This window comes from Geovibrio thiophilus (assembly GCF_004087915.1).
Taxonomy (GTDB): domain Bacteria; phylum Chrysiogenota; class Deferribacteres; order Deferribacterales; family Geovibrionaceae; genus Geovibrio; species Geovibrio thiophilus.
Genome location: NZ_CP035108.1, coordinates 2,007,509 through 2,022,428, shown reverse-complemented (window position 1 = coordinate 2,022,428; position 14,920 = coordinate 2,007,509). Strand labels below are relative to the sequence as shown.

The 14,920-nt window shown below is 48.6% G+C and carries 10 protein-coding genes; 9 read left to right on the top strand and 1 reads right to left on the bottom strand.

Going from position 1 to position 14,920, the window contains the following annotated elements; genetic code table 11:
• Positions 1–23: 23 nt before the first annotated feature.
• From eno to EP073_RS09505, 5 genes are all read left to right on the top strand, one after another.
• A complete protein-coding gene (eno, locus tag EP073_RS09525; RefSeq protein WP_128466917.1) occupies positions 24–1,316 on the top strand; it encodes a phosphopyruvate hydratase in 1,293 nt (430 codons plus the stop codon).
• 598 nt (positions 1,317–1,914) lie between these two features.
• Entirely contained in the window at positions 1,915–3,105 is a 1,191-nt protein-coding gene (locus tag EP073_RS09520; protein ID WP_128466916.1) for a hypothetical protein, read from the top strand.
• A 15-nt stretch (positions 3,106–3,120) separates the two neighbouring features.
• Complete coding sequence (locus EP073_RS09515; protein WP_283808391.1) at positions 3,121–7,698, top strand: cadherin domain-containing protein; 4,578 nt, start codon at positions 3,121–3,123, stop codon at positions 7,696–7,698.
• A gap of 158 nt (positions 7,699–7,856) precedes the next feature.
• A complete protein-coding gene (locus tag EP073_RS09510) occupies positions 7,857–8,954 on the top strand; it encodes an aminopeptidase (RefSeq protein WP_128466914.1) in 1,098 nt (365 codons plus the stop codon).
• Positions 8,955–8,957: 3 nt separating this feature from the next.
• The gene (locus EP073_RS09505) at positions 8,958–10,046 is read left to right on the top strand and encodes an iron-containing alcohol dehydrogenase (protein ID WP_128466913.1); all 1,089 of its coding nucleotides are present in this window, start codon (positions 8,958–8,960) and stop codon (positions 10,044–10,046) included.
• Here the strand turns inward: EP073_RS09505 and EP073_RS09500 are convergent.
• Positions 10,043–10,636, bottom strand: a complete 594-nt coding sequence (locus EP073_RS09500; RefSeq protein ID WP_128466912.1) for a lytic transglycosylase domain-containing protein — start codon at positions 10,634–10,636, stop codon at positions 10,043–10,045. The two genes, EP073_RS09505 and EP073_RS09500, sit on opposite strands and share 4 nt — an antisense overlap.
• Before the next feature lie 81 nt (positions 10,637–10,717).
• Between EP073_RS09500 and metF the strand changes: the two genes are divergently transcribed.
• The 4 genes from metF (at position 10,718) to EP073_RS09480 (ending at position 14,917) form a co-directional block, all read left to right on the top strand.
• On the top strand, positions 10,718–11,566 hold the full coding sequence (metF, locus tag EP073_RS09495) for a methylenetetrahydrofolate reductase [NAD(P)H] (protein ID WP_128466911.1): 849 nt from the start codon (positions 10,718–10,720) through the stop codon (positions 11,564–11,566).
• A complete protein-coding gene (locus EP073_RS09490; RefSeq protein ID WP_241653990.1) occupies positions 11,566–12,447 on the top strand; it encodes a radical SAM protein in 882 nt (293 codons plus the stop codon). The genes metF and EP073_RS09490 overlap by 1 nt, the downstream gene beginning before the upstream one ends.
• Complete coding sequence (locus EP073_RS09485) at positions 12,448–13,074, top strand: phosphorylase family protein (protein WP_128466910.1); 627 nt, start codon at positions 12,448–12,450, stop codon at positions 13,072–13,074.
• A gap of 298 nt (positions 13,075–13,372) precedes the next feature.
• On the top strand, positions 13,373–14,917 hold the full coding sequence (locus EP073_RS09480) for an acyl-CoA carboxylase subunit beta (protein ID WP_128466909.1): 1,545 nt from the start codon (positions 13,373–13,375) through the stop codon (positions 14,915–14,917).
• Positions 14,918–14,920: the final 3 nt, after the last annotated feature.

Below are 14,920 nucleotides of genomic sequence, written 5' to 3'. Positions count from 1 at the left end.
AAATATAAATCAGGGAGTATGAAATGACAGATATTATTGAGGTTTATGCACGGGAAATCCTTGACTCCAGAGGCAATCCCACGGTCGAGGTAGAGGTGGTTACGAGCGGCGGATTTTTAGGCAGAGCTGCCGTTCCCTCAGGCGCTTCCACAGGCGAGCATGAGGCTGTGGAACTCAGAGACGGCGACAAAAGCAGATACCTCGGCAAGGGTGTTCTGAAAGCCGTTCAGAATGTTAACGAAATTATTTCAGACGAGCTTGAGGGCATAGACGTTCTTGAGCAGAAGCTCATTGACGAAATTCTCATAGACCTTGACGGAACAGACAATAAATCCAAACTCGGCGCAAACGCTATACTCGGTGTCTCGCTTGCGTGCGCGAAGGCCGCTGCGGATGCCTCTTCACTCCCCCTCTATAAATATATAGGCGGAGCGTTCGCACACACTCTTCCCACGCCTATGATGAACATCATCAACGGCGGGCAGCACGCCGACAACAACGTGGATATTCAGGAGTTCATGATCATGCCTGTGGGCGCTGAAACCTTCCGTGACGCTCTCAGGATGGGCACTGAAACCTTCCACGCTCTCAAAAAGGTTCTCCATGAGAAAAAATACAATACCGCCGTCGGTGACGAAGGCGGCTTCGCGCCCGACCTTAAGTCAAACGAGGAAGCAATTGAAGTGATCCTCCGTGCCATAGAAAGCGCAGGCTACAAGCCCGGTGAGGACATATGCCTTGCTCTGGACGCTGCGGCAAGCGAATTCTACAAAAACGGCAAATACTTCATGGCTGCGGAGAAAAATCCTGAGAAATCAGCGGATGACATGGTTGAATACTACTCATACCTCTGCGGCAAATACCCTATAATCTCCATCGAAGACGGTCTTTACGAAAACGACTGGGACGGCTGGAAAAAACTCACGGACGCTCTGGGAAGCAAAATCCAGCTTGTGGGAGATGATCTGTTTGTCACAAACGTTAAGCGTCTTCAGGAAGGCATCAAAAGGGGCGTCGCCAACTCTGTTCTTGTTAAACTGAACCAGATAGGCACTCTGACAGAAACCCTCCATACGATTGAAACAGCCAAAACAGCGGGCTATACAAACATTATCTCTCACCGTTCCGGCGAAACGGAGGATACAACAATAGCCGATCTGGCTGTCGCCACGAATGCCGGTCAGATCAAAACCGGCTCCGCCTCCAGAACCGACCGCATCTGCAAATACAACCAGCTCCTCCGCATCGAGGAAGAACTCGTTGATCAGGGAGTTTATAAAGGACTCGGCTCTTTTTATAATTTGAAAAGAGGTTAGGCGTATTCCACGCCGACATGATGTCGGCGCGCCGTGCGAAGCGAAGGGCGGTTTATCCGCCCGCGAGCGTGTGCGAAAAACCGCAGGATGCAGGTTTTGAGCCATAAAGACGGATCAGGGAGTTTATAAAGGACTCGGCTCTTTTTATAATTTGAAAAGAGGTTAGGCGTATTCCACGCCGACATGATGTCGGCGCGCCGTGCGAAGCGAAGGGCGGTTTATCCGCCCGCGAGCGTGTGCGAAAAACCGCAGGATGCAGGTTTTGAGCCATAAAGACGGATCAGGGAGTTTATAAAGGACTCGGCTCTTTTTATAATTTGAAAAGAGGTTAGGCGTATTCCACGCCGACATGATGTCGGCGCGCCGTGCTTCGCACGCTCGCAATGACAGCAGGTTACGTCACTGCGAGGAGCAAAGCGACGCGGCAGTCTCAGCTTTTTTTTCTTCTGCTATCAGCCGGGGGAGCCTTTTCAAAGCTCCCCCTTTTTATTTTAGACGTTCGCATAAAAAAATACTTTGATTTGACACTATATGTGACAAAATATGTTATTATTAATTTTGACAGATTAGAATCATAATTATTTCCGGATGGTTGCATATGTATAAGAGTATTATTAGACTATTTCTGTTTCTCGTAATTTTTTCATTTTCAGTTAGTGCTCACGCGGCGTATCTCGGCGTTGCGAACGCAGCCAAGATTATTCCCGATTTCTCCGAGTTTGACGGTTCCGGAACAGCATATCATTACAAATTCGGCGTTACCGCGGGCGGCAAGGTTGTTTACTCTGTTGGCTCTCTGGACGATTCATGGAACTTAAGCGGGCTTTATGTCAAAGCTTTCAATCTGGACGGCAGTGCGGCGTGGACATATGACGTCAGCCCGCTTATGGGCGCCAGAGCTTCAAACTACATGGGCTCATACATTCAGACACTTTCCAATGGAAACATAATAGTTTCATGGGACGGTACAGATAACGGCTGCGGAAGCGATTATCAAATGATAATCCTTGATGAAGACGGAGGACTTGTAAAGGGTGTAACCAACATTTCCGAAAGCGCATCAAGTTACAACTGTTACGGAGGTTCAGCGGAGCTTTCCAACGGAAATATACTGTTTTATTGGCAGAGCGCTGGTGATGAATATCATATGAAGATATTTGAAGCTGACGGTGACGTTGCGAAAAGCGCCACCTCCATATCCAACACCGGCACAAGGGACGGTACATGCTCATCAATGTACTCCCACTCCCTCGGAGTGATCGACAGCAAATTCATGTTCGGCTATCACTGCAACGGTGTGGATAATTACTACGGTGTAATATACAATAACGACGGAACCCAGACTACCGTTGGCGGGTACAACCATTATAAAATTTCTTCCGTTGATAAAGGCGGGTCTGCACAGATTTATGTTCAGGGGCTCTCAAATAATACATTTGTAACAATGTTTATGGGGGAACCCGGAGCAGATTATAACTCAAGGGATGAGCGGCGGGCATTTATCAGCGGCACAGGTACAGTTTCCGGTGAAACTATCCTGCGCGTGGTCGGCAACACTTCCATTAAACAGCCCGTAAGCCTGAAAGACGGAGGTTTTGTTCTTGCCGATGTTGACGTGGATTCATATGTAACCTCAGAACTGCTTGATAATAACGCAACAAGCCTTGAAGGACCTGTACGTACCGGAGAGAGCCCCGACAGTTGGGGGGAGTTTTTTCCCGGACCTGTAAGCGGCTTTATCTATGTCAACTATGATGACGCAAGCACGTATGTTTACGGTGTTGCTTAGACCCCCACGCCCTCAATTACCGAAGGTGATTCAGCAAGCGTAACCATGAGCGAGGACGGAAGCCCCACAGCGTTCAGTCTCACGCTTAACGCCACTGACCCGAACAGCGAGACGATAACATGGAGCATCTCCTCCGCCGCTTTACACGGCACGGCATCAGTGAGCGGAACCGGGACATCAAAATCTGTGACATATACACCCACTGCGAACTACTTCGGCAGTGATACTTTCAAGGTTAAAATAACCAACACCAGCGGCGGGACGGATGAAATAACTGTCAATGTCACGATCAATTCCGTTGCTGATACCGTAACCATCACCAGCAACGGCGGCGGTTCGCTCGCGTCTGTCAATGTCAATGAAAACACAACCGCGGTGACCACAGTGACGGTAACTGCGGTTACCGGCGAAACATATACTTACACACTGGACGGGGGAGCTGACAGCGCATTTTTCTCCATCAACTCTTCAACAGGCGTATTGACCTTTAACTCCGCTCCGGACTATGAAACCCCCGCCGACTCCGGCACGGACAATATATATGAAGTCATTGTAAGAGCTTCAAACGGAACAAACTTTGACTCACAAAGCATAACTGTAACGGTTCAGGATCTTGATGATACAGCACCGACATTTACAAGCTCCGCTTCTGTGTCTGCTTCGGAAAATACTACTGAGGCAGTGACCGTAACAGCGACAGACCCTGACAGCGCTTCGGTGACATTCAGCATAACCGGCGGTGCGGATGCTGCTAAATTCAGTATAAACAGCACAACGGGAGAGCTCATTTTTGTAAATGCTCCTGATTATGAACACCCTTCAGACAGTGATACCAACAATATATATGTAGTACAGGTTACCGCCACAGACGGGACAAACCCTGCCGTGCAGATTATATCAGTCACGGTCACGGATGAAATAAACGAGAACGCCCCCGCTTTCACAGGGGGAGCAACCTTCAGCGTTCCTGAAAACCAGACATCTGTGGGGACAACCTCAGCAACTGACGCTGACGGCGATACGCTCGCATTCAGCATAACAGGCGGTGCGGATGCCGCTAAATTCAGCATAGGGGCGGCAACGGGCATCCTTTCGTTCATAGCGGCGCCGGATTATGAAAATCCGACGGATGCAGGCGCTGACAACATCTACAATGTTACAGTCACAGTATCCGACGGAACTTTCACAGCGAACTCTTCTTTTGCGGTCACAGTAACCAATGAGAACGACAATGCTCCGGTATTTTCAAGTTCAGGAACATTCTCTGTTGACGAAGGACTGACAGCGGTTGGAACTATCGCAGCGACAGACGCGGACGGCAGCACGCTTTCATACTCCCTCAGCGCCGGAGCTGATTCGGGCAAATTCACGCTGAACACATTCACCGGCGTTCTTGCTTTCGCATCGGCTCAGGACTATGAGAATCCCCTCGACTCCAACGCCGACAATGTTTACGAACTCACGGTCACAGTGGATGACGGTCCGCACAGCGTGCCCATGAGCATTACTGTGAGCATAAACAATCTTAATGATAATACTCCTGTGTTTACAAGCCTCGCAGCTTTGAGCACTCCTGAAAATCAGACATCGGTAATGACGGTCACTGCTGACGACGCAGACGGCAATACACTGATTTTTACTAAAACAGGCGGCGCCGATGCTGCGAAATTTTCGCTGAACTCGGCTAACGGTGCGCTCGCATTTACTTCAGCGCCTGATTATGAAACGCCTGCGGATGCAGACAGCAATAACATTTACCTTGTTACCGTAAAGGCTTCTGACGGCGTGCATGAGGTTACTCAGAACATAGCAGTCACTGTTACGGATGTGTTTGAGCCTGTATTTGAAATAACGAGCTCAGCTACTGCGTCCGTACCCGAAAAACAGACTGAGGTCATGACCGTAACTGCCGATGATCCTCTCGGCGGCAGCATAGTCTACTCTATAACAGGCGGCGCGGATTCTTCAGCCTTCAGTATTAACTCCTCAAGCGGAGCGCTTGTTTTCAACAGTGCTCCGGATTATGAGGAGCCGTCAGACTCAGACCATAACAACACTTATATTGTGCGTGTGAAAGCCGCAGTGCTTGTAGGCACAGATAACGACGAGCAGGATATAACTGTCACAGTCACCAACGTGAATGAAGCCCCTGTGGCTGAGGATGCCTCAGTGAGCACCGAGGAGAACACTCCGGTTACAGACACTGCGGACGCTGAGGATGTGGACGGCGACAGCCTCTCTTACACCATATCCGCTCAGGCGGGTCACGGCACGGCTTCCGTTAACGCTTCAACAGGTTCGTTTACATATACTCCCGCAAGCGGATACATAGGCGCTGACAGCTTCAAGATAAGGGTTTCGGACGGCGCTCTCACTGATGAGGCAACGATCTCCGTTACCGTTAGTCTGTCCTCAGATAAGACGAGGGACTCAGACGGCGACGGCATTCCCGATTATCTGGAAGGAACTGGAGATTCAGACGGTGACGGCAGGCTCGACTATCTTGATGACGACGCAAATGGCGATGGCAGGAAGGACTACCCTTTCACCGTAACAAGTCAGGGAACAGTGCTGAATTATACTACCGTTCAGCTCAAAACGGGCAAGGCTCTCAGCTTCAATATTCCCGCTGCTGTCACTCCTTCAGTGATCGTCACCAAGGAAGGGGGAACTGCTGCTTATGAAGTAGTGCGCAGCGGCTCTTCCTTTGACCTTAAAATAACCGCGGAAGGAGCCTTCGCAGGCAATTACACAGTGACTGTTACGGATTCTCTCACCGGAGAGGTCTCCGTATTCACCCTGCATGTACCGATGAATATCTTCGTGCAGGAACAGCAGATATATGAAAAAGACTCCACTAAAAAAGTAATCCTTAAGGGCGGTGAAATAAGCTCTGCCGCGGTGTTTACAGTGCTTGACGAAAACGGAGCGGAAGACGCGTCGGGCGAAATCGCCACTGTAACCTCCGGCACTTTCGCTTCTGCGGCGTCAGGCGGCAACACTGCATACGGAACAGTTATGCCTGCTGACGCAGAGGAATTCCTCAACTTCAGCATACTTGCCGAAAGCGATGAGGAGAGCGCGCAGACAGGCTCCATACTCATGGTTCCCTCTGTCATATACGCAGGGACGCTGCGCGATTCTTCTCAGAACCCGCTTTCCGGCGTGAGTGTATTCGCCGAGCACGAAGTGAAGTATGACGGAGTAAGCTACACCGCCACATCAGGATCGGACGGCAGGTTCTCTCTGGAGATACCTTCCAGATTCGATACTGCGCATACCCTGACCTTCACAAAAACAGGCTATGTGTTCACCAAAATGTCCGGCACTGCTCTCACCGGCTACGGACAGAGTGTCACCATGCAGGCGACAACGAAAAGCATAACGGCTAGAGTGAGCGGTCTGCTTCAGGGAGATTCAGCGAATGTTATTCTCTGGGTCAAAACCGGCGGAGTGCAAAAGAAACATGCCTCAGTTACCCTAACAGCAGGTGCGGGCGGTACGGCGGAGAATGTCTTCTGGCTTGAATCCGGCTCTGATTTCTCATTCATCACATGCGAATCAGCCGGATATTTGACGGGAACCAAAAGCATAGGCGCAACTGATACAGAAGTCAGCGTGGCTATGACACCGAAAATCAATACGGACATCAGAGCATCAGCCGCATCAGCCGACAACGTGACTGTAATAACCTTTTCGGGCAGAAGCTTCAACGGTCTGACACTCATAGTGAAGTCGGACAACGGAACACTTATCGATACTGAATCCATGCTCGGAACAGAGTATGACTATCAGTACGGCGGAAGCAGAAACATTGTTCTCAACGTTTCCGACAGAGGCAGAGTGCTCTATACATACACCTACCTTGTGAACAACAAGGCAGAGGATAACGATGTGACCCCTGTTTATCTCAATGAAGAGATTAATATTGAGGGCGGAAGTCAGGTTTCAAACAACGTGGGTGACGCCGAAGACGGTGACGGAGTGACTGCGGATGAAAAAATCCTTGTCATCATCCCGCCTGCGGGTCTGAATGTTGATAAAATCATGGCTGACACTGAAAGCGTTTGCGGCAACACCGACTCGCTCACCGCAAATCTTGAGGTTCAGCAGCTGTACAGCGGTGAGGATACTCTTCAGGGTTCGTACGCGAGTCTGTATGATGTGTCTCTCTATGTATACGGATGCGAAGACCTTAAGTTTGAAACCAATGGCGAGGACAACATCCTTGAGCGCATTGAGATTACTGTTCCGTTTAACACAGCTATCGTTAAACCCGGTGATATTGAAAGCGGAGAGTACAAAATTTTCAGTGCGGAATCCTATGAAGATTTCGTGGCTGGAAACTTAACGGCTGTTCCGCTGGATAATATAATTGAAATTGACTACATAACAGGCACAGCCACATTCTGGGTTGACCACCTTACGAGCTTCGGCATAGTCAGTAAGGAAACCCTGCCGGATAACGGCGGCGGAAACAGCGGAGGCGGCGGCGGTCACGGCGGATGCTCAGCGGGTTCGGGGGATCCTGTGATCAGTCTCATATTCCTCACTGCTGCGCTTGTTCTCTTTATCAGAAGGAGAAAAGTCTAAAACCGACAAAGAGTAAAAAAACAGAATAATATCAGAAGCGCCGTACCTTTTCAGGGTGCGGCGCTTTTTTTATTGAGCTGGTCTTTTCAGGCTGCCCTTTTTTTATTTAACAAAATGGATTATGTTATGTCAGAAGTAAAAACAACGGGGAGCACAAAATGAGTCTTGAAAAGAAATTAGCCAAACTTATATGCGAATACAGCCTTGCCTTGAGAAAGGGAGATATTCTCCTGATCCGTGCGGAAACAGTCAGTGAGCCGCTTATAAAAGAGATCTATGCCAAAACCCTTGAGATTGGCGCTTATCCGGTTCTGCGTCTGGCGTTCTCCGGTCAGCAGTCGGTGTTTTACAAGCATGCGGGGAAGGATCAGCTTGAGTTTATCCCGCACAGCGTATGGGCGGATACTCACAATGTAACAGCTTCGGTATACATAGATGCCACAGACAACACCAAGCAGCTCACAGGGGCTGATAAATCCAAGATAGCGACATACGCCAAGTCATACGCAAAGGTGCGTGAAGTCCTCATGGACAGGGAGCAGAAGGGGGAGTTCCGCTGGTCGCTCTGCCCCTATCCCACAGCCGCAATGGCGCAGGATGCGGAAATGTCGCTTGATGAATACACTGAGTTTGTGTTCCGCGCGTGCAGGCTTCATGAGGATGATCCTGTTGCCGCATGGAGAGCGGTTGACGAATACCAGCAGAAAATTACGGGTCTCCTGAACGGAACAAAGGAGCTCCGCATTGTCGGCAATAAGACCGACATAACCTTCAACGTGGACGGGCGCAAGTGGATCAATTGCAACGGACACCACAATATGCCTGACGGAGAGGTCTTTACAAGCCCTGTGGAGGACGGAGTTAACGGAACTATATACTTCGATGTGCCCACATCTTACATGGGCGTGGAAGCGGGCGGAATAACTCTTAAAATTGAGAAAGGCAGAATCATGGAAGCCCACGCTGAAAAGGGCGATGACTTTCTCCAGTCCGTGCTTGAGACAGACGAAGGCTCACGCTTCATAGGCGAAATAGCCTTCGGGCTTAACGAATCCATTACCAAACCTACGAAAAATATTCTGTTTGATGAAAAAATCGGACGTACAATCCATATGGCAGTGGGCGCCTCTTACCCCGAAGCGGGCGGCAAAAATAAATCCGGCATCCACTGGGACATGATAAAAGCCATGGAAGACGGCAAAGCTTATCTGGACGGAAGGCTTGTTTTTGAAAACGGCAGATTCAGCGGTATGTAAGCTATGAGCTATATATTCTCGTTCCACAGCCCCGTTGAGGCGTTTTTCGGCTTCGACAGCATAGAAAAAATCAAAGAACTGATGGCGCCCTACAAAACAATAGGCATAGTCTCCGGTCGCACATCTCTTGAAGCTACAGGCATGAAGGCGTTTCTGGAAGCTGAGCTTGCGGACAGGTCGCTCCATTTCTTCTCGGAAGTTGAGGAAAACCCGTCCATAAACACAATCATCCGCGGCGGAGCTTTCATGCGCAGCGCAAGGTGTGAGGCTGTGATAGCCGTGGGCGGAGGGAGTCCGCTGGATGCTGCGAAATCAATAGCCGTGTTTGCGACAAACAACGACAGCTTCTATGAGCTTCTGGCGAAAAAGGATATGCCCAATAAGCCTTTGCCGGTTCTCGCAGTGCCCACCACATGCGGTACCGGAAGCGAAATGAACGCTTATTCGATCATTACGGACGCAGAAAAGACAGATAAAATAAATTTCAGCAAGCCCTGCATGTTCCCCAAGTGGGCGGTGCTTGATCCCGGGCTGCTGAAAACACTGAATGAGCGCACACTGCTTGCGACAGTATTCGACGCTTTTACCCACTCAATGGAGGGGCTAATATCGCTCAGGGCGAACCCTTTCAGCGATATGTGCGCCATGACATCCATGGAGCTTATTCTCGCCACACTTTCCGCCGTGGAAGACCTCAAAGACGAACGCGCCCTTGTTAATTTCATGTACGCCTCATCCCTTGCGGGCACGGTTATTCTGCATACGGGTACCACACTCCTGCACAGTCTCGGCTATTACCTTACAAACAACAAGAAAATTCACCACGGCACTGCAAACGCCATGCTTCTTCCATGCTTTATGGAAATGCTCAGAGAGAAAGGGGTACAGAAGTTCAATGTTATTCCTTCTCTGTTTGAGAAACACAGATTTGATATAAACCTTTGGCTGGAAAGACTTGGAGCGGAACCTCTGAGCAGCGTTCTGACTATGGATGAAAAGCCTGTGATGGCGGCGTACGCTCTGAGCAAGCCGAATATGAAGTCCACCCCCTTCGAGGCGGATGCGGATTACGTGGTGAAAAAGCTGGTTTAGTCCTGCCCTGCGACCTGACTGTAGCGGTACATGATTTTTTTGACATACCGCTGTGTCTCCCCGAAATCAGGCACACGGTTCCCTCTGGAGGAGACAGTGTAAGGTCCCGCGTTGTAAGCGGAGAGAGCCAGTTCAGTATTATTGAACCTTTTAAGCTGAATTGAGAGATATTTTATCCCCGCCTCAAGGTTTGTGTCTATGTCGAAAGGATCCTGCCCGCCCATATCGCCGAAGGTGATGGGCATAAGCTGCATAAGTCCCATGGCGCCTGTTCTGGATATGGCAAATTTATTGTATTCGGATTCCACATCGATCACTATTTTAACAAGGTCCGGATCAATACCGTATTTTTCGGAATAGAGCTCTGCTTTCTTGTTGATGATTTCTTTCGGCGTTTCCCTGAACGCCACGCCGGAAACAAGCACGACATGACGTACTAGGTAGTATACGCTGACCGTTCTTATCTTTATATGAAAAGGATTTAAGAGTGCTTTCGGATTAAATGTGCTCAGGAATGTGCATGTATTTAAAAGAAGAACATAAATGATAAACGCCAGCAGGATTTTTTTATATATTGAGATAAGCTTCATCTGTAATGACTATTTCATAAATATTTCTTGCAGTCAACGCATTCTGCGGTTATTTTTCATTAAACATCCGGAGATGTCCACATGAAAATTATTGATATAATAAATTCAAAACGCACAATATCTTTTGAATTTTTTCCCCCTAAAAAAGAGGAAGCGGAATCCGTCCTTTTTGATACAATTTCTCAGTTAAAAAAATACAGCCCCGACTTTGTCTCCGTTACCTACGGTGCGGGCGGCAGCACCACTGAAAAAACTGTGGAATGGATACGCAGAACCCGTGTGGATTACGGTCTTGAGGTAATGATGCACCTTACGTGCGTTGCGGCGACCTGCGAGGTGATCAAGTCTGTAACCTCGGAGCTTGATTCTATTGGCGTAAAGAATATTCTCGCTCTCAGGGGGGATGTCCCGCTGGAAATGAACACGGATGAGATAAGTAAGGAGTTTGAATACGCATCTGATCTGGTGAATTTTCTGAAAAAGAGCGGAGATTACAGCGTTGGCGTCGCTTGTTACCCCGAAGGGCACGTGCAGACAAAAAATATAGACAAAGAACTGGAACACCTTAAGCTTAAACAGGAACTTGGTGCGGATTTTGCCATTACGCAGTTGTTTTTTGTGAATGACTACTTCTACAGGTTCATTGAAAAGTGCGAAAAGGCGGGCATTACCATTCCGATTATAGCAGGTGTGATGCCTATCACGAATATATCTCAGGTCATCCGCTTCACCCAGATGTGCGGCGTTGAGGTTCCCGTCTCGATCATCAGCGCCATGGAAGGCAGGAGCGAAGAGGACATGTTCTCTCTCGGCGTGGATTATGCTGTGGAGCAGTGTGCGGATCTATGGAAAAACGGCGTCAGGGGTGTTCATTTTTATACTCTGAACCGCTCCGGTGCAACAGAAGAGGTTCTCAAGAGGCTGTTTTAATGGGCATGCCGCATCATACCGAGCCGCTTTACAGACCGCCCAGCGAGGCGGATTCGCTTATATTTCAGATAACAGAAGGTTGCTCATACAATAAATGCGCTTTCTGCGGCATGTACATCGATAAACCATTCCGTATTAAACCGTTGGACGATGTTCTCGTCGAAATAAACGGCATCCCCGAGCCTTACGCAAAGCATGTCCACAGGGTTTTCCTTGCGGACGGTGACGGCGTTATTTACCCGACCGCTGAACTGGCTGTGATTCTGGACGCTCTGACAGCAAAGTTTCCCGCAATACGAAGAATAAGCAGCTACGCCGGTCCTCAGGCGCTTATGAAGAAGAGCGCCGGTGACTGGAAGCTTCTCAGGGAAAAGGGATTGAGGCTGCTGTATTTCGGGCTTGAAAGCGGAAATAATGAGGTGCTCGAATTGATGAACAAAGGGATGAAGGCGGACAAACTTCTTCCGAAGGTTCAACTGGTTAAAGAGCAGGGGATCGATTTTTCGGTCATGGTTATTCTGGGCGGCGGCGGGCGGAAGCTCAGCTGTGCACACATGGAGGACACAACTGCATGGCTCAACGCTGCAAAGCCTAAGTATGTGTCTCTTCTTACGCTTTTCCTCAGACGCAGGCGGGACTATTTCGACAGCATCGAAAAACCGCGTGTCGGAGATCTTACGGATGAGATCAGAAGATTCCTGACGGGGATAAATGAAGGCAGCATGATTTTCCGTTCAAATCACGTTTCAAACTTTGTTCCTCTTGAGGGTGTTCTGCCGAGGGATAAGGAAAAACTTCTGGCAAGAGTTGATGAAGCGGAGAAATTTCTGCATTCTCGGGGTATGCTGGATAAGTACCCCGACTTTTATGAGGAATTTTAAATGATACTCCTGTTTCCCACTGTGAACGAACTGTACGGCTCGCTGGGCAAAATCACTCTCAACGAATGGAAATACGGCATTCTCAACGGCGAGTGGAAGGGTATGCGGGTATTCATTACCGGAGTCACGAAAACCAACGCCGCTTTTTCATCTGCGCTTATTTTTTCCGAAATCCGTCCTGAGCAGGCGCTTCTCGCAGGAATATGCGGTGCTTACAGGCAAAGCGGGCTTAAAACCGGTGATATTGTCAGTGTGGTTAAAGACTGGTTTGTGGATGAAGCGCTCTTTTTCGGGTCTGATATAAGGCTTTTAGGGGAAGAGGGTTTCCCTGTATGCGAAAATAATTTCACTATATTTGAAAAAATACCCTCTCTCAATGAGGCAGTGTCTAATACTGTATCCCTCCTCAGTTCGTGTGATAACCTCGCAAATCTTTATTATAATAAGACCGGTGCCTCTGTTGAGAATATGGAGGGCGCATCCGTCGGACTCTCGGCTGCTCGTTTCAATGTCAGGACAATGCAGGTCAGAAGCATTTCAAACTACTGCGGTGAAAGAACAAAGCAGGAATGGGATCTTAAACCCGCTCTCAGGTCTTTAGGAACCCTTTTTCAAAGTATATTCTAAAACAGTTTTCAAGCTCTAAAAACCTGATAAACAATAACTCTCGTGCTATTCTGTGAAACTCTCAAATCATTTCTGATTATGGAAAATCTCGCTGCTTTCATGTGTTAAAAACCATAATAACAGTTTAACTGATCCTGGTTCATAATATCGTTATGAATATTTGTGTTCTATAAACAACTGATAAATAAACAAACAAAAAGTGTTTGATTATATTATGAAAACTTATATTGACAGTTGACACGGATTATAAATTATGTTTTTATATTTGAGCCATATAAGAAAAAAATGGGGGACTTTCATGAAAGAGAAAATCAAAAAGTTCCAGGAGCTTAACAGTATTGCAGAACTGGGAGGCGGTCTGGACAGGATCAAGAAACAGCACGAGCAGGGTAAGCTCAGCGCCCGCGAAAGAATCGACAAACTCCTTGATAAAGGAACTTTCGTTGAGCTTGATAAGTTCGTGGTTCACAGATGCACCAACTTCGGCATGGAAAAGAGCAAAGTCTTCGGCGACGGTGTTGTTACAGGCTACGGAAAAATCAACGGAAGAACTGTCTTTGTTTTCTCTCAGGATTTTACTGTTCTCGGCGGTTCTCTTTCCGAAATGTTCGCCAAAAAAATCTGCAAAATTATGGACAAGGCAATTGAGCTCGGCTGCCCTGTCATAGGTCTTAACGATTCCGGCGGCGCGAGGATTCACGAAGGCGTTATGTCTCTTGCGGGCTATGCCGACATTTTCCTCAGAAACACTCTCTCCTCAGGCGTTGTTCCCCAGATAAGCGCTATCATGGGACCCTGCGCGGGCGGTGCTGTGTATTCACCCGCGCTTACGGACTTCACCTTCATGGTTAAGGATACCAGCTACATGTTCATCACCGGTCCCGAGGTTGTTAAAACAGTGACCAGCGAGGATGTGACCAAGGAGCAGCTTGGCGGGGCTATGACCCACAACTCCAAAAGCGGTGTTGCCCACTTCGCCACGGAAAACGATGAGGACTGCCTTCTCAGAATCAGAGAACTCTTCAGCTTCATCCCCTCCAACAACATGGAGGAAGCGCCCATAGTTCCCACTAAAGACGACCCCAACAGACCTGAAATGTCTATTCATGACATAATTCCGGTTGATGCCAACAAACCCTACGACATGCACGATCTTATACATAAAATAGTTGATGACGGTAACTTCTTTGAGATACAGGAGCATTTCGCGAAAAACATCATCATAGGCTTCTGCCGTCTCAACGGCAGAACTGTGGGCATAGTAGCCAACCAGCCGGCAATTATGGCGGGTGCTCTTGATATTGACTCATCGGTTAAAGCAGCCAGATTTGTCCGCTTCTGCGATGCGTTTAACATTCCGCTCCTTACCCTTGTGGATGTTCCCGGCTTTATGCCCGGCGTTGCGCAGGAATACGGCGGCATAATCCGCCACGGCGCGAAGCTTCTCTATGCTTACTGCGAATCCACAGTGCCCAAGGTCACGGTGATTACCAGAAAGGCATACGGCGGAGCCTATGATGTTCTCAGCTCCAAGCATGTGAGAGGCGACATTAACTACGCCTTCCCCACGGCGGAGATAGCTGTTATGGGACCGGACGGCGCGGCGCAGATCCTTTATAAAAAAGAGATCACAAGCGCGAGTGATCCCGCGGCTCTTCAGAAGCAGAAGGTTGACGAATACAGGGAAACCTTCGCCAATCCTTACAGAGCTGCTGAATTGGGCTTCATAGACGAAATAATCCTGCCCGAATTAACCAGACCGAAAATAATTCAGGCTTTTGAGCTTCTTGCGAACAAAAGGCAGTCCAACCCGCCCAAGAAGCACGACAACCTGCCGCTTTAAGAG